Genomic DNA, 18867 nt, shown 5'->3' on the forward strand with positions numbered 1-18867 from the left:
CAATGACTATCTCAAAATATACGTGCGGCGCTTTTCTGCTCACGCTGGGCTTACTGACCGGCTGCGGCGAGAAATTCCTGGAGGAGGCCCCCACCGACCAGATAACGGACGCCAACTTTTACAAAACCCAGACCGACGCCATTCAGGCCGTTACGGCCGCTTATAGCGAGCTGACGAAGGAAGGGCAGTACAACGCGGCTTTGTGGGCCATGGATATTATGGCGGACGTCTCGACTACGGGCGGCGGCGGCGGCGGCGATGGTATTGAATACCAGCAGCTCGACAACTACAATATTCCCACTACCAATATCATTGCTAACCGCCTCTGGGGCGGGTCCTTTATTGGTATTCAGCGGGCTAATATTGTGCTGCAGAAGGTGCCCCTGATTACGAATATTGATCCGAATATTCAAAAGCGCTGCTTGGGCGAAGCACAGTTTCTGCGGGCCAAGTATTACTTTGACTTAGTGCGGGCCTACGGTGATGTGCCTTTGTATACTGTGCCGCCCGTCACGGCGGCTGAGGTAAATATCCCACGTACGCCCGCCGTGCAGGTATATGCGCAGATCGAAAAGGACTTGATTGAGGCTATCGGTAATTTGCCCGCTTCGTATAGCGGCGAAGATATCGGCCGGGCTACGAAGTGGGCAGCTACGGGGCTGCTGGCCAAGGTATATCTCACCCAGGATAAAAAGACCGAAGCCGCGCAGCGGGCCCGCGAGGTCATTGCTGGCTCCGGCAAAACCCTGTACGCCAACTACGCCGATATCTTTAAAGTAGAAAACGACAACGGCCAGGAGTCGCTGTTTGAGGTGCAGTTCGTGAACGGCCGCAACCAGTACGACCGCAACAATGTAGGCTCGGCGGCCAACCAGTTTTTTGCCCCCCGCGGTGGTGGACTCACGCCCGTAGGCGATGGCTACGGCTTCAACATTCCGGAGCCCGACTTCGTGAATGGCTACGAGGCCGGCGATACGCGCAAAGCCGTCAGCATCTTCGCACCTGGCGACGCGTGGCCCGGTGGCGGAACGAATCCTGGTAGCCTGCCGGGTTCTCCCTTCGGCTACAGCTCCAAGAAATGGTTTATCGGTAAAGTAAACACCAACATCTGGGATTCGCCCCTGAATATGAAGGTGATGCGCCTGGCTGAGGTGTATTTGATTCTGGCGGAGGCCGTAGGACCAACAGCTGAGGGCGTAGAAGCCATCAACAAAGTGCGCCGCCGTGCGTTCGGGCTGCCTATTAATACGCCTTCTGCCGCCCGCGACCTGACCACGACGACCCCCAACTTTACGGATGCCGTGCTGCGCGAGCGCCTCTACGAGCTGGCCTTTGAGATGGACCGTTGGTTTGACCTGAAGCGGACGGGCAAGTTCATTACGCGCATGACTGAGCACTCCGCTTTCCTGCGGACGCTTGGTGTGCAGCGCGGCGTACCAACGGCTACCAATCTGGTGCTGCCCATTCCGCAGTCGGAGATTGATGCCAACCCTGCTCTCATTCAGAATCCTGGCTACTAAGCCACTTCCCACCGACGATTTACTTTGATTTGTATGAAAAATATCTGGAATAAAGCGGGTCTGGCGCTACTGAGCGGCTCGTTGCTGCTGGCCTCCTGCGATAAAGAAGACACGGGGGAGATAGAAGGCGTAGTGCCAACGGCCGATTTTACGGCTGAGGTCAATACCACTGAGTTTCCTACCGTTGTCACGTTCACAAATACCAGCCAGAATAGCTTTCTCTACCAGTGGGACTTTGGCGACAACTCTACTGGCAGCGGCGAAACCGTGACACACACCTATCCCCGGGGGGCACCTATAAGGTTCGCCTTACCGCCGCGGGTCGGGGTGGTACCGGCACTTCGCCCGAGAAGGACGTAGTAGTTCCTTCGCCTTGCGCCAATGCATCCTTCGCGGGCCTTACCGACTGTAACGGGGGAGGTGTCACGGTCTGGACGTACTCACGCGCCGCCGGCGCGATAGAAGTGCTGGCGGCCGATGACCGCACGGTGGTGTCGAGCTCGGCTGCCAATAGCCTGCCTGCCTGTCAGGCCGACGATCAGTTCAGCTTCAGCAGCGGCTACCAGTATATCTACAAGAGCGGGGGGCAAACTTCAGTGAACGGCGCTTGCGCTACCGCAGCTGATGCCAATTCTGCCTTCCGGTTTCGTCCCAATGGCGGCGGCCCGGCCCAAATTGTTCTCCAGGCTGATAATGCCTTCATTGGCACTTCCAGCCCCGCCGCGGCCCGCACCTACGACATCGTGGAGGCCACTGCCCAGCGTCTGCGTCTGAAAAGCACGAATGCCAATGGCACCAAAACCGTAGTAACACTTGTGCCCTTCAACGCTACTGATCCTGTTCGTCAGCTGCTTACGGGTGGTTCGTCTAAGACCTGGATGCTCGACAACGCTACCGATGCGCCTATTATAGTAGGTACGGAAGGTAATCCGTTACAGTACTTCGCAGGCGTAAAGGCAGGCGAGTTGCCCACTTGCCAGTCCGATGACGAGTACACGTTCTCCACGACGAATACGCTGACTTATAATGCGAAGGCTGAAACGTTCTCGGCTGCCGCCGGCTTTACCTGTCAGCCAGCGCAGTCTGGTACTTCAGCTTTCACCTTTGGCCCAGCAAGTGGCACTGGCTTAGCGCAGTTTGTTCTGGCGCGGAACAATGCTTTTATCGGCACTACCGATGCCTCACCCACCGAGCGCGTGTACCGCATTATCTCCATCGATGATAAGAAGATGACGTTGCGGGCGGGTAGTGGTGCAAACGGAGGTACCGTATTTACCATGAAATTCGTGGCCAAGTAAAGTTGTGCTGAGAGCTCTGTATGCTGTTGATTAACTGTTTGTTGCATGAAAAATGATTTGAAGTATTATCGGAGCTTGGGGGCATTTTTGTTGGTGCTGTACTGTGTTGCTTAACAGCAACGGCCTGCACAGAGGAAAAAGAAGCTTCTGTGCCGGCCCCAACGCCCACGCCACCCGCCGCCACCGAAGTAAACGCCGACCCCCGCGACTATAATCAGTACACAGAGCTGGTGTGGAGCGACGAGTTTGAGGGCAGCGCACTGAACCAGACAAAGTGGACCTATGAAGTGAGCGACAACTGGTTCAATAATGAGCTGCAAGCCACTACCAACAGCAGCGAAAACCTCTTTCTCACTGGCGGCAACCTGACCATTCAGGCGAAGCAGGAGCAGCTGCGCAACCGGCAGTATACCTCCGCCCGCATCATTACGAAGGGCAAGCAGGACTTTGCTTACGGTCGCATCGATGTACGTGCGAAGCTACCCAAGGGCAAAGGCATCTGGCCGGCCATCTGGATGCTGGGCAGCAACGACAGCCAGGCACCCTGGCCAGCCTGCGGCGAAATCGACATTATGGAGCTACGCGGCAGTCAGCCAGCGGTGAATATCAGTACCGTGCACTTTGGTAATACGGTGGCCGAGCGCAAGTTCAAAGGCACAGAGATCCGCTTGCCCAGCGGCGATTTTTCCGACGATTATCACATCTTCAGCTTGGTGCGCAGCAAGGGCCAGCTGCGGTGGTTTCTGGATGGGCAGCAGTATTTCACCATTACGCCCAACGACGCTTCCCCATATCCCTTCGACAATAAGTTCTACATGATCCTGAACGTAGCCGTGGGGGGCGATTTTGATGGCAACCCCGATGCCAGCACCACATTTCCCAAGCAGATGCAGGTTGATTACGTGCGGTATTATCAGTACAAATAAAGCTGCTGCAAAAGCGTCTTAGCTGACCTCTGGGGGCTTTTTTCTAAGTAACCCTTAGCCTTTGCAACAGTTAATCAATCCTTGCTCCAGACTGAGCAATTCAGTTTGGTAGCAAGTGTCAGAGCCGGTTCGTCGCGTTTGAGGTGCGAGCCGGCTCTTTGACTTTATTGGAATACGTCGGTTCAAAATTCTTGCTCTTCTTAAGCGAGTAAGAAATAATCGATGCAGTAGAATAGCATCAAAAAAGGCTCATTTTATCTGTGAAGCAACAGATAAAATGAGCCTTTTTTGATTCGAGTTTTTTCTAATAACAGACCATATTTTTAAATGAAATGAGCCGTGAAAACTACTGTGTTAGCCATTTTTATTTTCGGTTAAATGGCTTCTAAAAGAGAAATTACAAAAGTGAAGCTGTTTAAAAAGTTAATTGTCTACAGAGCGTAATCGTCTAAGTGATAGTTAGATAATAAAAACCGTATCTACATATGATATGATTTAAGAAACAATGTTTTCTAACTCAAACGTTTACAATTTCATAATTCAAAGATCCAGTTGTTCAGTTAAAATAAAGCCCATTTCTTGTCGGCATCAGTTAAATTTTTTTAACGCTTAAAAACCGACACATGAGAAAAACATTACTACTGTGCATGCTTACAGTATTTGCCCTCCTCGTCCACCAAGTCGAGGCGCAGGTACGCACCATTTCTGGGCAGGTGGCAGCAGCAGATGGAAGTACGCTTCCAGGCGTTACTGTGGTGGTAAAAGGAACCACGCAGGGCGCCTCTACTGATGCCAATGGCGCTTACACCTTGGCCGCGGTGCCAACCACAGCTACTATCCTTGTGTATTCGTTTATCGGCTACGATACAAAAGAGGTAGCAATAGGAGACAAGACGACCATCGATGTGAGCTTGGTGCCTAATACTACCGGCCTCAACGAAGTAGTTGTGATTGGCTACGGTACCCAGCTTCGCCGCGAGCTGACGGGCTCAGTAGCGACCATCAGCGGAACGGATATAGCTCAGAAGCCAGTGCAGAGCTTTGAGCAGTCGTTGCAGGGCCGCGCCCCCGGCGTAAACGTCACGACTCCTAATGGCGTGCTGAATACGCCGCCCGTCGTCCGGATTCGGGGGGTGAACTCCATCAACCTCAGCTCGGCTCCGTTGTATGTAATCGACGGCATTCCGGCGTTCAGCGGCAACAACTCGGCGCTTTCCAGCGTGCCAAACAACCCGCTCAGCAACGTTAACCCCAACGATATTGAAAGCATTGAAGTGCTGAAGGATGCCGCTGCGGCTGCTATCTACGGCTCCCGGGCTGCGGGGGGCGTTATTCTGGTAACAACCAAGAGTGGCAAAAAAGGGCAGAGTCGCATATCGCTCGACTCATGGGTAGGCTGGAGCAAACCCGTCCGCCTGTACGAAGTGCTGGGTGCCGAAGACTACATGCTGATCAAAAACGAGGCTGTTCGCAATCTGAATGCAAACCGCGCCTCTGTAGGGGCCGTTGCCAACAACCGGGAAGGGTTTCTGCCTTCTTTTGATGCTGATGGAAATGTCGTTGATACCCGTTGGTATGATTACATCTACCGCACCGGCTTTTCGCATTCCAACGCTCTGAACTTCTCGGGCGGTACCGAAAAGACGACCTATTATGCCTCGGTTGGCTACACGGGCCAGAATGGCATGTTGAAGAATAACGAATTTCAGCGTCTGTCGGGCCGGATAAACATCGACCACAAAGTCTACAAGAACTTCACCGTAGGCGCTCGAATCGGCTATTCTAATAACTACAATTCTTCGCCCAACTCTGGCTCTATTGGTGATGCCGCTTTCAGCATAGCCGGCTTAGGTCGGGCTCCGCTGGTATTGCCTCCAAACGTAGCCGCTCGCAATCCCGACGGCACTCCAAATATCAATACGGCGGGCAATGGCGTTGGGCCGGGAGCCAATACCAACCCCGCGCCGAATTACGCTCCTTTGGTCACGGGCTACTACAACCCACTGGTTGACCTGGAGAACAACTACTTCACCTCCGAAGGCAACGAGATTCAGGGTAGCTTGTATGCGAACTGGGAGATACTGAAAGGCCTGAACGTACGGACCACCTATGGTTTGAACAATAGCTCCTTTGAAGATCAATTGTTCTATACCGCCCTATCCGGCGACGGCTATGCCACCGGGGGCCAAGCCGCCAATTACTTCCGCACTAACAAGCGCTGGAACTGGCAGAACACTGCTCAGTACGACCGCAGCTTCGGCAACCATAATGCTTCCATCCTGCTAGGCGGCGAGCAACAGCGCACGCAGGTGGACCGCTGGGGAGCCAGTCGTACGCAGGTAGCTGATGACTTCTTTAACACGTACCAAGGCAACTACACCAACATTGCCGTATCGGGCAACTCTCAGGGAGAAAACTACTTAGTTTCTTACTTCGGCCGTTTGACCTACGATTTTGCCAAAAAATATCTGGCCTCTATCAATGTGCGTCGTGACGGCTACTCAGCTTGGGGCAACGAAAAATGGGGCAATTTCTACGGGGCATCTCTGGGCTACATTGTATCGGAAGAGCAGTTCTGGAAGGATGCCGCCTTTTCTAATGTCTTCAACTTCCTGAAGTTTACGGGTAGCTACGGTGAGGTAGGCAACAGCCAGGGCATCAACGACTTCGCTTCATTGTCGACGTATGGTTCGGGTCTGTATGGCTCCAGTGCAACGCTGGGCTACTCTACGGCTGGCAACCCGGATTTGACGTGGGAAACCAGCAAAAAGACCGATGTTGGTTTTTCCTTCGGCGTATTCCAGGATCGGGTACAGGGTGACTTCTCTTACTATCACAACCTCGTTGATGGGTTGATTCTGGATGTGCCCCAGGCGCCTTCCAGAGGTGTTCCGAATAACACTATTGCAGCCAACGTAGGCTCCATGCACAACACTGGTGTTGAGTTAAACCTTAACCTGCGGGCTATCCAGGGCAAGGATTTCAGCTGGACAGTTAACGGCAACTTTACAACCCTGAAAAACCGCGTATTGACGCTTGTTACTGAAGGCCAGCGCATTGCTACGGCTACTTCCGGTCTTGAGATTGTCAACTTCACGGAAGTGGGCCGGTCGGTGGGCGAAATCCTGGCTGTTCCCTCCATGGGCGTGAATCCAGCCAACGGTCAGCGTATGGTGCGCAAAATTGACGGCACAGTCGTTCAGTACAATCACTTAGGTACGTCCGGCCCCGGCTCTACCGGCTGGACAACGCTTGACGGCGTGAACACCACGGCTCCTACGCAGCTGGCCGACGGTATTTACTTTGGCCCAACGCTGCCAAAGTGGTACGGCGGCTTCGATAACACGTTCCGCTACAAGAATTTCGACTTGGGTGTATTCATTCAGTACTCGGGGGGCAATTATATCTATAATGGCACCAAGTCGGGTTTGCATGATCAGCGCTTCTGGAACAACGAGAAGGATATCCTGAACCGTTGGACTTCAGAAAACACGAATGCTGAATGGCCCCGCGTGGTGTACGGCGACAACGTGTCGAACGGCTCTGCGCTGGTAATATCGAGCAATGTAGAAAAGGGTGATTTCGCTCGTCTGCGCAATGTGTCGCTGGGCTATTCGGTGCCTTCAACCTTGGCTACCAAGTTGGGACTTGCCACCGCTCGCGTGTATGTGCAGGTTCAGAATGCTGCCTTGCTCACGAACTACTCAGGTATTGACCCCGAAATCTCGACAAACGGAAATACCAACACTGGCGCCGGTGTCGACCGCAACTCCATCGGTCAGGCCCGCACATTCACGGCTGGCTTCAACATTGGTTTCTAATTCTAGCTCTCTCTGACACTGATGAATACAATATTAAAGAACAAGGCGAAGGTGGCTATCTGCACTGCCTTACTAAGCATGGGAACCTTCTCCTGCCAGACTGATTTGCTGGAGCCGGTTCCAGAAACGGTATTCTCCGATTTGGTGGTGTTTGACACTCCCACGCGGGTTGCGCTACAGGTTAATTCCCTTTACACCTATGTGAAGGCAGGCGCCTTTTATGGCGGCCGCTATCAGGTGTATGGCGATATTCGGGCCGACGATTTTATCGTGCAAACGAGTAATAACGTGACGGGCTATAGTGTATGGAATCATACGCTTACCGAGTCGTCGCAAAATGACGTTACCAACCTCTGGAACGCCGCGTATGCTGCTATTAACCAGGTTAATGTGTTTCTGGCTGGCATTGATGCCAACACGGCAAAGTTTGTGGCTCCGGCTTTTCCCGCCGACTTCGCAACTACTACAGCCAATACTTACCGGGGTGAGGCACGGCTGCTCCGGGCGCTGAGCTACCACGCGCTTTTGCAACTCTATGCCCGGCCCTATGCCGATGGTCAGGGGAGCAGGCCCGGTTTGCCCTTGCGCATCATGGCAGAAACCGGCTCCACCAACAACGACTTGGCACGCAGCACAGTAGCTGAAGTGTATGATCAGATTTTAGCTGATCTGATCTTTGCCGAGCAAAATTTGCCCCTGACGTATAGTGGTGCTGCCCTAAACACAACCAGAGCACATCGCAATACCGCTATTGCCCTAAAAACGCGTGTACTCTTGGCAATGGGACGCTACGCAGAGGTTATTACGGAGGCCAATAAGATTGTGTCTGCCGCCGCGCCTTTTACCGCGACTAGTGGCGTGGCTCATGCTCTCAATCCTTCGATAGCCGCCGTATTTACCTTTCCAGAGGAAACCTCAGAGAGCATCTTGAGCTTCCCATTTACTGCTCAGAACGCTCCTGGCACCCAAAATCAGCTGGGATTTTACTTCCTGCCAGGCTCACGCGGTGGCAACGGTGAGTACGCGCTGAACTCCGATGGCATTCTGGGCAATGCGGCCTGGTCGGCTACGGATGCGCGCAGGACGAATTTCGTATTCCGGGTCGGAACGACTCCTTTTCTGACGAAGTATTCCAACGGCTCTACTTCCACAAACCCGTTCCTGGATAAAGCGCCGGTTATTCGGTACGCTGAGGTGCTCCTGAATTTGGCTGAGGCGCGTGCTCGAGTAAACGGGCCCACCGATGCTCAGGCTTTGGACCTGCTCAATGCTGTGCGTACGCGCTCTGCAGGCACCCCTTATACGCAGGCTACGGTCAGTAATATTCTGCTTGAGCGCCGTATCGAGTTTTTGGGCGAGGGAATTCGCAACATGGACATCATGCGATTGAATGCCACGATTCCAGAGAAAAGCTCTGTCAGCGCCGTTGCCCCATCAGATCCGCTGTATGTGTGGCCAATTCCGGCTGGCGAGTTGCAGGCAAATGCGCTGATGACCCGCAACTAGACATACGCATCAAATCTAAAAAAGCCCCCAACAATATGCTGGGGGCTTTTTTAGATTTGATGCGTATGCCACGCTCATTTTCACTGATGAAAAATCTGTGGCCTGAGAATGAGAGAAATAAACTCTCATTCTCAGGCTCACCATCAGCTCTAGTTTCAATAAAAAGCCCCAGCTACGTAAACAGTAGCCGGGGCTTTTTATTGAAACTGCACGGCCAGATTAGTGGGCGTGAATGCGCTTGCGCTTTTGGATACGACGCTGTTGGGCCTGCTTAACCCGGCGATATAGCGCCTCCAGAGGCGTTTCTGCTTGGCGCGTGGTGGTAGCTGCGTCTTTCAGCTCTTCAACCTGTTTTGATTTGGTAGGCTTCATAAGGGAAGTATTTAGGTGCTTATCAACGGTAGATATTCCGAGAAGGATACATTCACTCATTGAATTGCCAAATGTAAGGCCTTTTTATTCAGGCATCTATTTGCTGATTTTTTACCTTCCCTTGCTTAGCACCTTCATTTGCCTATTCAGGGTAGGTGTAATGGGAGGTTGAATAAGCAGATGGGCTGTAGAGCGAATTGCCGCTTTTCCGTTACCCAGCAATATTGTCTAGACCCAAAAAAGCCCCCCATACCAACACTAGGGGCTTTTTGTTCTTAAAAAGATGCATCCTGACGACTAACCTTAAAGCCGGCAATTCATTCGTAACATTAAGGTCACACTTAGGTAACATAGGGGTAACATATAATGCCGCACTTTGTGCCAGCATTATCCTTTCATGAAGAAATTGTTACTCAGCTTGCTGGTTTTACTAGCCAGTCAAGCTTACGGTCAAATGGCCGACTCGCTGCCTCCAACCACGCCGGCTGCTAAAAAATGGTACCAGAACATTGCTATCCGGGGCTACGCGCAGGCACGCTACAACCGTTTGCTTGAGACCAACCCCGACCTGACCTGTGAGCAGTGCGACAGGTCGTGGGGCAGAAATGGTGGATTTTTCCTGCGGCGGGTGCGGGTAATTTTCTTCGGGCAGCTGCACGAGCGCGTCTATTTTTATTTGCAGCCTGACTTTGCCAGCGTTCCAAGTGGGAGCAGCTCCCAGAACTTTGGGCAATTGCGCGATGCCTACATCGATCTGGGCCTGGATAAGGCTAGCCGGTTTCGGCTGCGGATAGGGCAGAGCAAAGTGCCTTATGGCTTCGAGAATATGCAATCGAGCCAGAACCGTCTGGCCCTCGACCGCAATGACGGCCTGAATAGCGCTGTGGCTAATGAGCGGGATCTAGGGGTCATGTTCTACTGGGCGCCTACGGCCGTGCGGGAGCGCTTGGCAAAGCTCGTCAAGGATGGACTCAAAGGCTCCGGCGACTACGGCATGCTGGGCGTGGGCGCTTACAATGGCCAGACCGCCAACCGCCCGGAACTTAACAACCAGCGCCACATAGTAGCGCGCTTCACGTACCCGCTGGTCGTGGGTCAGCAGATCATAGAGCCGGGACTACAGGCCTATACTGGCGAGTACGTGGTAGCCAAGGATCAACTGTCGGCCCGCGTGAAGTATCGACCCGACCTGCGCTACCCCGATCAGCGCGTGGCGGCCACTTTCGTGCTTTATCCCCAGCCGTTCGGGGTGCAGGCCGAATACAATGTGGGCCGAGGCCCCGAGTTTAACCCCCGCACCGATAGCATTGAAACCCAGAACCTGCACGGCGGCTACATGCTGCTGAACTACCGGCTGCGCTATAAGCAGCAGCAGCTTTATCCGTTTCTGCGCATTCAGTACTACGATGGCGGCAAAAAGCACGAGCGTGACGCCCGCAGCTACACCGTGCGCGAGGCCGAAATCGGGGCGGAGTGGCAGCCGTTCAGCAGCTTCGAACTGGTGGCCATGTACACGCTTTCCTCGCGACGCTTCGAGGATTCTCAGCGACCCAGCAACCAGCAGCGCGGTGGGTTGTTGCGCCTGCAGGCTCAAGTCAACTTTTAAGTAGTTAATTACCTTGCCCGACTCCCAACAGGACGCGAGATCGGTGACCCACTTGCCTAAGCTAGTTCCGCCAGCAACTTTAGGAATTTGGCAGCTTGGCTTCTTATAAAAAAAGCCCGCCAGATAGTTATCTGGGGGCTTTTACTTGAGTTCTAGTCTTTGTCAGCTACTGAAGGCGCCGCTTGCGCGGTCTCGGTGCTGCCGCCTTCAGGCCGTGGGCCACGACTATTGCGGTTACGGCCTCCGCGCTTGCGACGTTTCTGAACTTCACCAGCGTCTCCTTCAGCTCGAGGCTCGCGTGGTGGGCGTGGTTGGCTGCTGCCAGTTGTTGGTTCGCCTTCAGCTTTGGGTGCACGCGGCTCCCGCACTTCGCCTTCCGGACGCGGGGCGCGGGGCGGGCGCTGGTAGGGCTGAGCTGGCGCACCACCGGCGTCGAGAGCAGCCAGGGCCGCGTTAGCCTTGGCAATACGCTCTTTCTGCCCAGGATCGTTGGCATCTGCATCGCGGCGGGGCGGGCGGCTACCATCCCGAGGGCCTTCACGGCGGGGGCCACGGCCTCCATCACGTGAGCTTCCGCCGCCAGAATGGCCATTGCGAGCCGGGCGACCACCAATTTTGCCCCCCAGACCGCTAAAGCGCTTGGGGTCAAACTCCGGTGCAGGGCCCAAGCCCAATTCCTCGGTGATATTCTTCTTTTCCAGCTCCCGCTCAATGAGCTTCTCAATCTTAAGAACGCGGTCCTGGTCTTGGTCGGCAATGAAGGTGATGGCCGTGCCGGTAGTGGCGGCGCGGGCCGTGCGGCCGATGCGATGAACATAATCTTCCGCAGCCCGCGGAATATCGTAATTCACTACGTGCGAAAGGCTATCTATATCAATGCCACGGCTGAGCACGTCGGTAGCTACCAGAATGGGGAACTGCTTGTTCTTGAAGTCGCGCATGATTTGCTCGCGCTCTTCCTGGGTACGGTCGGAGCTGATGCCCTGGGCCACGTAACCTAGCTTGTTAATAGACCGCACGATGCTGCCCACGGCCGCTTTCTGTGAGGTAAACAGCACCATGCTCTGCACATTCTGGGTTTTGAGAATGTGCTCCAGAATATAGATTTTCTGGCGGTCGAAAGCCATGTACAACTGCTGGTCGATGCCGGCGGCGGGCTTGGATACGGCCAGCCGGATTTCTTCGGGCTCGTTGAGAATCTGCTTCGAGAAGTCGCGGATTTTATTGGGCATGGTAGCCGAAAAAAGCAGCGTCTGGCGCTTCTTCGGCAACTGACTCACGATGTTGAGGATGTCATCGGAGAAGCCCATGTCCATCATCTTATCGGCCTCATCCAGCACCAGATATTTGATCTGGTCGAACTTCACGTAGCCCATTTGCAAGTGAGCAATCAGGCGGCCGGGCGTGGCAATGATGATGTCGGCGCCACTGGTGAGGGCGCGTTTTTGCTGCTCCCAACCTTCGCTTTTGCCGCCGCCATAAATGGCTATGCTGCTGGCTTCCACAAAGTAGCCGAAGCCGGTTACCTGCTCGTCAATCTGCGTGGCCAGCTCGCGGGTGGGCACCAGAATGAGGGTGGAGGTGTGGCCGTGCTTGGCGTGCGAAATGCGGTCGAGGAGAGGAAGCAGATAAGCCGCCGTTTTGCCGGTACCCGTCTGGGCGCAGGCAATCAGGTCTTTACCTTCAATAATTTTTGGAATTGCCTGCTCCTGTATGGGAGTGGCATTCAGATAATTCATGGCATCCACACCGGCCAGAAGGTCGTCGTGCAGATTAAACTCGCTAAATTTCAAGGTACAGCTAAGTGAAGTGAAGAAATAGCTGACCTTGTTTTTCTGGTCAGCGAACCGCTTGATTTAGTGCAAATATACGCCATTTTGAAGCGCTGCCGTTGGGGCTGCATTTGCCTATGTCACGGATAAGTGCGGCGTATATGGAATAAGACAAACGTCTTCGTGCTGGGGTTCAAAAGCAGACGGAGCCGACAGCTTGAAAATGTGCCGCTCATCGGATTTATCTTGCCGAACTTCTGCTGGCCAAAAATGGATCTGACTACCTTGCCTTCCGCTGCCCCTGTCGTTGAAAAAGCCCCCAGCCCTTCGCTGGCCTGTTTGTTCTTGAATTAGCCTCCGTATTAGCGGGGCCGCAGGTCGGTCAGTTCTTCGCAGAACTTGGGGCGACAGTTATAAAAGTGGAAGCCCCCAGCGGCGACGTAACTCGCACCTGGAAGACCGCCTCTGAAAATTCTGAAACTGATATTTCCGCCTATTTCGCTGCTTCAAATTGGGGTAAAAAGTCTATCGTTCTGGACCTCACCACGGCTGATGGCAAAGCAGCTATCCAGGCTCTCGCTGCTCGCGCCGACATCGTGTTGGCTAGCTATAAACCAGGCGATGCTGAAAAGCTGGGCGCCGATTATATTACCCTTTCGGCCGCCAATCCGCGTCTCATCTACGGTCATCTCACTGGCTACGGCCCTGCCACCAAACGCGCGGGTTACGATGCAGTGCTACAGGCCGAAGCGGGTTTTATGTATCTGAATGGCCCACCCGGGAGTGAGCCGCTGAAAATGCCCGTGGCCCTGATTGATCTTTTGGCCGCGCATCAGCTGAAAGAAGGCTTGCTGACCGCCCTTTACCAGCGTACGCACACCGGCCGCGGCACCTATGTGCAGACGTCTTTGCTCGACAGTGCATTGGCTTCGTTGGCTAATCAGGCCGCGACCTGGCTCGTTACCGGCCACGACCCCAAGCCTTTAGGATCCGGGCATCCGGGCATTGTGCCCTACGGTACCGTGTATTGCGCCGCCGATGGCCGACATCTGGTGCTGGCCGTGGGCAGCGACCGGCAATTTGGTCTGCTGTGTGCGGCTCTAGCCCGGCCGGATTGGACGACACATCCGCGCTTTCAAACGAATGCCCTGCGAGTAGCTAATCGAACAGCGCTGGAAGAGCTGCTGCGCCAGCGCATAGGGGAAGTAAATGGCGATGAGCTGCTGCAAACGCTGGAAAAGCAGGCCGTACCAGCGGGCGCCGTGCGCACGGTAGGGGAGGCGATAAGGCACGAGTCGGCGGAGCGGATGATTTTGCCCCCTACAGCCGATTTTCCGCATTCGGGTCTGCGAACGGTTGCTTTTCAGAGCAATACTTGGGAATCCGCAGCCGCACTCACAAGCCCGCCGCATCTGGCTCAGCATCAGGCAGAAAATGGATTGCTGACCCCTGAATCGTAGCAAACCGATTTGGCAAAATCCGGCTTGGCACAGCTTTGGTCCATTAACTTAACAAGCTCAACCGCGTAACTTCCTACTACTGCTCACGGCTTTCCGGCCCGGCGGCCACCTTTACCACCCTTTGCAATTATGGCCAAAAGAACCCCCAAAAAACCAGTTGCTGCTCCTCTAAAGGATGCTGAAACTACGCATAAACATGAGGAGGCGATGGCTGCCGCTGAAGAAATTACGGCTGAGGTAGCTATTGAGCGTCTGGCACTTATTTCGGAAGGACTAAAGCAAAAAGCCACGGCTAAGCAAGCCATCTTCCGTAATACCAGCGCCGCCTTTGAGTTGCTGCGTCAGGTATCGATGGAGCTGACGCTGGAGCTAAGTCGGCGCATCACGGCCATCGATTCTACAGTGGTAATTGAGTACCGGCCCATCAACGAGATGGAGTTTCACATTCGTTTCTCCGGCGACCTACTCATGTTCGTGATGCACTCCAATATTGTCACTTTTCCCGATGACTACGGCCCCATGCCGAGCAAGTACGTAGGAGAGGATTTTCGGCGCCGCTTTTTCGGCCATATTATGGCCTATAATTTCATGGCCGATAGCATCAAATACCAGCGCCTCAATGACCCTGGTTATTTAGTGGGCCGACTGCTCATTAATATCGAAAATCACTACTTCATCGAGGGTGTAAAAGAGCTCGAACTGCCTGATATAAATATGGCTGATAACATGCTCACCCACGACGCCCTGAAACTGTTCGTGGAGAGCGCTATGATTGCCGCCGTAAACAACGATTTGATTGCGCCGCCGCTCCAGGAAATCCAGAAAATTACGGTAAAGCAAAAAATTGAAAATCAACAGGTAAGCCGCGGTAGTAAATTAGGTTTTAGCTTCTATAGTGGCCAGCATCACCTGGAATGATTGACCCGCTGACGTATTAGGTTATAGGTTTGTAAGGATATTTTAGTTCAACAAAAAAGCCCCCAGAAGTAGTTCTGGGGGGCTTTTTTGTTAGAAAATCTGCTTCAATTATGCTGTTCTATTTGTCAGGCTCAAGTAGTTCGTTTTTAGACAGAATACCCAATTTTTTCGCGTACCCGATTTAAAACCTCACGGCCGTACGCCTGCGCTTTGCGGGCTCCTTCGGCCAAGCGCGCATCTAGCTCGGGCAGGTGTTCCATGTAGAAAGAAAACTGCTCGCGCTCGGTAGCAAAACGCTGCATAATCAGGTCGAATAACGCCTGTTTGGCGTGGCCGTAGCCGTAGCCGCCAGCCAGATATTTCGCGCGCATTACTTCCGTATCGGCGGGCGTAGCGAGCAGCGAATACAGCTTGAAAATAGTGTCGTTTTCCGGGTCTTTCGGGTCGTCAAGTCCGCGGCTGTCCGTCACGATAGTTTTGATGGTTTTGAGCAGGTCTTTTTCGGGGGCAAATATGTCGATGATATTACCGTAGCTCTTGCTCATTTTCTGCCCATCGGTGCCCGGAATCGTCATCAATTGCTCATCAACACGAGCCTTAGGCAGCACAAACGTTTCGCCGTAGCGACTGTTGAATGTAGCAGCAATGTCACGCGTTATTTCCAGGTGCTGAATCTGGTCTTTGCCCACAGGCACAATGTCGGCGTCGTAGAGCAGAATATCCGCCGCCATCAGCACCGGATACGTGAACAAGCCCGCGTTTACGTCTGCTAGCCTATCCGATTTATCCTTAAAGGAGTGCGCATTTGCCAGCATCGGATACGGCGTGAAGCAGCTCAGATACCAGGTCAGCTCCGTTACCTGAGGCACATCAGACTGGCGGTAAAACAGATTTTTCTCGGTATCAAATCCGCAGGCCAGCCACGCTGCGGCCACGGCGTAGGTGTTTTGCCGCAGCAGTTGCGCGTCGCGCACCGTGGTAAGCGAGTGCAGATCAGCAATGAAATACAGCGAGTCGTTCTGGGCGCTTTTCGACAGCTCGATGGCAGGCAAAATGGCCCCCAGCAAGTTGCCGAGGTGTGGGCGGCCGGTGCTTTGGATACCGGTGAGAATTCGGGACATATTTAGTTGTTCGTAGTTCGTGTTTGCTTTAGGAAACCTACTGCATAGGATAATTTAAAAATGGTTCGCCTCTATTAAATGCCTGAATAAAGGTTTGTAGATTATTTATATTAACTCTTTTGTCTTTTAGTGCTTTTAATAAATCAGGACGCGTGCTAACAAATAAAGAAACATATTCACGGAATCTCTTTCCGCCCTCATCAAATACGGTATATGGAATAGCAGATGCGTAAGTTTCGCCTGCTCTTTGTAATAAATAAATATTTGGTGGTGGCATATAGCCTGCTATAGGTTGATATTCATACCGCATAAGAGATACTGCTCCACTATCAAGTAATTCAACAAATATGTTATTAGCAGTTTCGTCCGTGAATCCTGATTGAGATCTCACCGGAAAGCCACTTGCTTTGATATAACGACGCAGACCAATTCGATACGAGTGAATATCCTTCCAGAGATATTTTACCGTTCTGTCTTTATCAATTTTTGATGTTAAATATTTCCCGCTTTCCTTGATGGCGCTATAATGACGAACATATATGTCATTTTCTAGCACGTAAGAACCGGGTTTAAAATCGAACTGTGCTTTTGTTAGAATTGGTAGAAAAAGAATACATATAAACAGAAGAAAGGAACGCATATAAAGTTTTCAGGAATTGATAAAGAGGCATTAGACTCAAACACTTACATCAGCCGCTGCTTCCTGCTGCAATTCCACAGTCTCTTCGTGGCCGAGGTAGCGGTCAATCAGAAAATGAGCCAAATAAATAACCGGCGTAAGCAGAATTGCCGCCCCGAATTTATACCAGTAGTTCGTGTTGGCTACGCTCAGTACTTGGTCGAACGACCAATTGCCGAATAAGTAAAACGCCACATACAGCACCACGAAGCTATCCACGAGCTGCGAGATAAGCGTGGAGCCAGTAGCGCGCAGCCACACGTAGCGCCCACCCGTCAGGCGCCGTATAGCCTGAAATACCGTCGCGTCGAGCACCTGTCCAATCAGAAAGGCCGTGATGGAGCCGGCAATAATTCCCAGACCTTGGCGGAAAATGCTTTGGTAAGCAAAGTCAATATTGAATGGACGGCCAGCCGCGTCCGTCTTGTTTACATCGAGCCAGAAGGCGGCGGGGGGCAAATGTGTGGTGGCCAAAATAACCACGAAGGCATACAGAATCAGGCCGACGGTGAGGTAGCTGATGCGCAGCACGCCCGCTCGCCCAAAGTATTCGTTGATGATATCGGTGGTGACAAATACGACCGGCCAGATCAGCACACCGGCCGTCAGGTTACCGGGCAGTCCCATTAGGGCATCCACCGAAAATATCTTGACTCCAATGATTTCTGCCAGCAATGCATTCACCACAAAAATCCCGCTGAGTACGAGATAAAGCTGCTGTTTTTTGCGTGCAAAAGGCGTCATAAGGTGGCTAGTAGGCGGTATTTAGTAATCGTTGATCACAAGAACGTCATGCAGAGCAGAGCGAAGCATGACGTTCTTGTGAAGGCAAAATCGTGTTCTTACAAACTCACAATTTTGCCTTCAGTGGCCAGCTCTACCCACTCAAACACTGCCTTTGCCTCATTCAATAAAGGCTCCAGCTCGCGGTAGCGGGAGGAGAAGTGACCAATGAGCAGGCGGTGGGCATTGGCCCGACGCGCCAGGTGTGCCGCTTGCCGTGCCGTAGAATGATGAGTAAGCGTGGCCCGCTCGCGCATATCATCCATAAACGTAGCCTCGTGATACAGCAGGTCCACATCGCGCACCAGGTCGGCTAGGGCAGGCGTGTAGAGCGTATCGGCGCAGTAGGCGTAGCTGCGCGAAGGCGAAGGATCGGTGGTGACATCGGCGTTGGCCACCACCAGATTGCCGGCTTCGTCGAAGATATCTTCGCCCTGAGCCAAGCGGCCCAGCTGAGCTGGCGTGAGGTCGGCGGGAAGGCGGGTTTTATCGAGGTGGCGGCGCTTGGGGTGCTCCCGAAACAGGTAGCCACAGCACGGAATCCGGTGCCGCATGGGCAGGCTATGCACCGTCAGGTACTTGTCCTCATACACCAGCGCGTGCTGCGTAGTATCGACGGGGGTAAAGTTCAGCTCGAATGAAAGCTGGGTATGGGAGTAGCGAAACTGTGTGCTGAGAATATCGTCGAGGCCGGCCGGGCCGAAGAGCAGCAGCGGCTCGGTGCGGCCGTGCAGGTGCATGGTAGAAAGCAGCCCAAACAGTCCAAAAAAGTGGTCGCCGTGGAGGTGAGAGATAAAAATGGCCCCCAGTCGCTGATGGCGCACTTTGTATTCCATCAGGCGTCGTTGAGTGCCTTCGCCACAGTCAATGAGGTAAGAGTTCGCGTCGACGGAGAGCACCTGGGCTGTGTGGTGCCGGTTGAGAAAAGGCGTGGCCGAAGCGCTACCCAGGATTTTTAGCTCAAACTCCATGTAAAGGTAAAATGGCTAAATGGCTGTAGGGTAAATGGCTGGTCGTTCTATTGTTACCAAATGCACAGTCAGGACGACCAGCCATTTACCCTACAGCCATTTAGCCATAAAAAA

The 18867-nt window shown here is 53.2% G+C and carries 15 protein-coding genes; 9 read left to right on the forward strand and 6 right to left on the reverse strand.

Going from position 1 to position 18867, the window contains the following annotated elements; translation table 11 throughout:
• The first annotated feature begins 2 nt into the window (after window positions 1–2).
• From H9L05_RS13020 to H9L05_RS13045, 6 genes are all read left to right on the forward strand, one after another.
• A complete protein-coding gene (locus H9L05_RS13020) occupies window positions 3–1520 on the forward strand; it encodes a RagB/SusD family nutrient uptake outer membrane protein (RefSeq protein WP_187731338.1) in 1518 nt (505 codons plus the stop codon).
• A 33-nt stretch (window positions 1521–1553) separates the two neighbouring features.
• Window positions 1554–1880, forward strand: coding sequence for a PKD domain-containing protein (locus tag H9L05_RS13025; RefSeq protein ID WP_187731339.1), 327 nt, complete (start codon window positions 1554–1556; stop codon window positions 1878–1880).
• 104 nt (window positions 1881–1984) lie between these two features.
• Entirely contained in the window at window positions 1985–2818 is an 834-nt protein-coding gene (locus tag H9L05_RS13030; protein WP_187731340.1) for a hypothetical protein, read from the forward strand.
• A 149-nt stretch (window positions 2819–2967) separates the two neighbouring features.
• Window positions 2968–3744, forward strand: coding sequence for a glycoside hydrolase family 16 protein (locus tag H9L05_RS13035; RefSeq protein ID WP_187731341.1), 777 nt, complete (start codon window positions 2968–2970; stop codon window positions 3742–3744).
• A gap of 623 nt (window positions 3745–4367) precedes the next feature.
• Entirely contained in the window at window positions 4368–7565 is a 3198-nt protein-coding gene (locus H9L05_RS13040) for a SusC/RagA family TonB-linked outer membrane protein (protein WP_187731342.1), read from the forward strand.
• Between the two features lie 21 nt (window positions 7566–7586).
• On the forward strand, window positions 7587–9071 hold the full coding sequence (locus tag H9L05_RS13045) for a RagB/SusD family nutrient uptake outer membrane protein (RefSeq protein WP_187731343.1): 1485 nt from the start codon (window positions 7587–7589) through the stop codon (window positions 9069–9071).
• A 219-nt stretch (window positions 9072–9290) separates the two neighbouring features.
• Here the strand turns inward: H9L05_RS13045 and H9L05_RS13050 are convergent, their stop codons facing one another.
• Complete coding sequence (locus H9L05_RS13050; protein WP_187731344.1) at window positions 9291–9443, reverse strand: hypothetical protein; 153 nt, start codon at window positions 9441–9443, stop codon at window positions 9291–9293.
• Window positions 9444–9840: 397 nt separating this feature from the next.
• Between H9L05_RS13050 and H9L05_RS13055 the strand changes: the two genes are divergently transcribed.
• Window positions 9841–11049, forward strand: coding sequence for a porin (locus H9L05_RS13055; protein ID WP_187731345.1), 1209 nt, complete (start codon window positions 9841–9843; stop codon window positions 11047–11049).
• Window positions 11050–11201: 152 nt separating this feature from the next.
• Here the strand turns inward: H9L05_RS13055 and H9L05_RS13060 are convergent, their stop codons facing one another.
• The gene (locus tag H9L05_RS13060; protein ID WP_187734264.1) at window positions 11202–12788 is read right to left on the reverse strand and encodes a DEAD/DEAH box helicase; all 1587 of its coding nucleotides are present in this window, start codon (window positions 12786–12788) and stop codon (window positions 11202–11204) included.
• A 368-nt stretch (window positions 12789–13156) separates the two neighbouring features.
• Between H9L05_RS13060 and H9L05_RS13065 the strand changes: the two genes are divergently transcribed.
• Together H9L05_RS13065 and H9L05_RS13070 are read left to right on the forward strand one after the other, a co-directional pair.
• Window positions 13157–14281: a CaiB/BaiF CoA transferase family protein gene (locus tag H9L05_RS13065; protein ID WP_187734265.1), complete on the forward strand. Its 1125-nt coding sequence runs from the start codon at window positions 13157–13159 to the stop codon at window positions 14279–14281.
• Between the two features lie 129 nt (window positions 14282–14410).
• Complete coding sequence (locus H9L05_RS13070) at window positions 14411–15199, forward strand: hypothetical protein (RefSeq protein ID WP_223284417.1); 789 nt, start codon at window positions 14411–14413, stop codon at window positions 15197–15199.
• A 146-nt stretch (window positions 15200–15345) separates the two neighbouring features.
• Here the strand turns inward: H9L05_RS13070 and trpS are convergent, their stop codons facing one another.
• The 4 genes from trpS to H9L05_RS13090 all read right to left on the reverse strand — a co-directional run bounded on the left by trpS (window position 15346) and on the right by H9L05_RS13090 (window position 18753).
• Window positions 15346–16320 carry a tryptophan--tRNA ligase gene (gene trpS, locus H9L05_RS13075; RefSeq protein ID WP_187731346.1) on the reverse strand — a complete coding sequence of 325 codons (975 nt, stop codon included), beginning with the start codon at window positions 16318–16320 and terminating at the stop codon, window positions 15346–15348.
• A gap of 37 nt (window positions 16321–16357) precedes the next feature.
• Window positions 16358–16960 carry a hypothetical protein gene (locus H9L05_RS13080; RefSeq protein ID WP_187731347.1) on the reverse strand — a complete coding sequence of 201 codons (603 nt, stop codon included), beginning with the start codon at window positions 16958–16960 and terminating at the stop codon, window positions 16358–16360.
• A gap of 36 nt (window positions 16961–16996) precedes the next feature.
• Window positions 16997–17743 (reverse strand): queuosine precursor transporter, encoded by a 747-nt coding sequence (locus H9L05_RS13085; RefSeq protein ID WP_187731348.1) that lies wholly within the window; start codon window positions 17741–17743, stop codon window positions 16997–16999.
• A gap of 98 nt (window positions 17744–17841) precedes the next feature.
• Window positions 17842–18753: a ribonuclease Z gene (locus tag H9L05_RS13090; RefSeq protein WP_187731349.1), complete on the reverse strand. Its 912-nt coding sequence runs from the start codon at window positions 18751–18753 to the stop codon at window positions 17842–17844.
• Window positions 18754–18867 lie beyond the last annotated feature (114 nt).

The sequence above is a fragment of the Hymenobacter qilianensis genome (genome assembly GCF_014489555.1).
GTDB lineage: Bacteria > Bacteroidota > Bacteroidia > Cytophagales > Hymenobacteraceae > Hymenobacter > Hymenobacter qilianensis.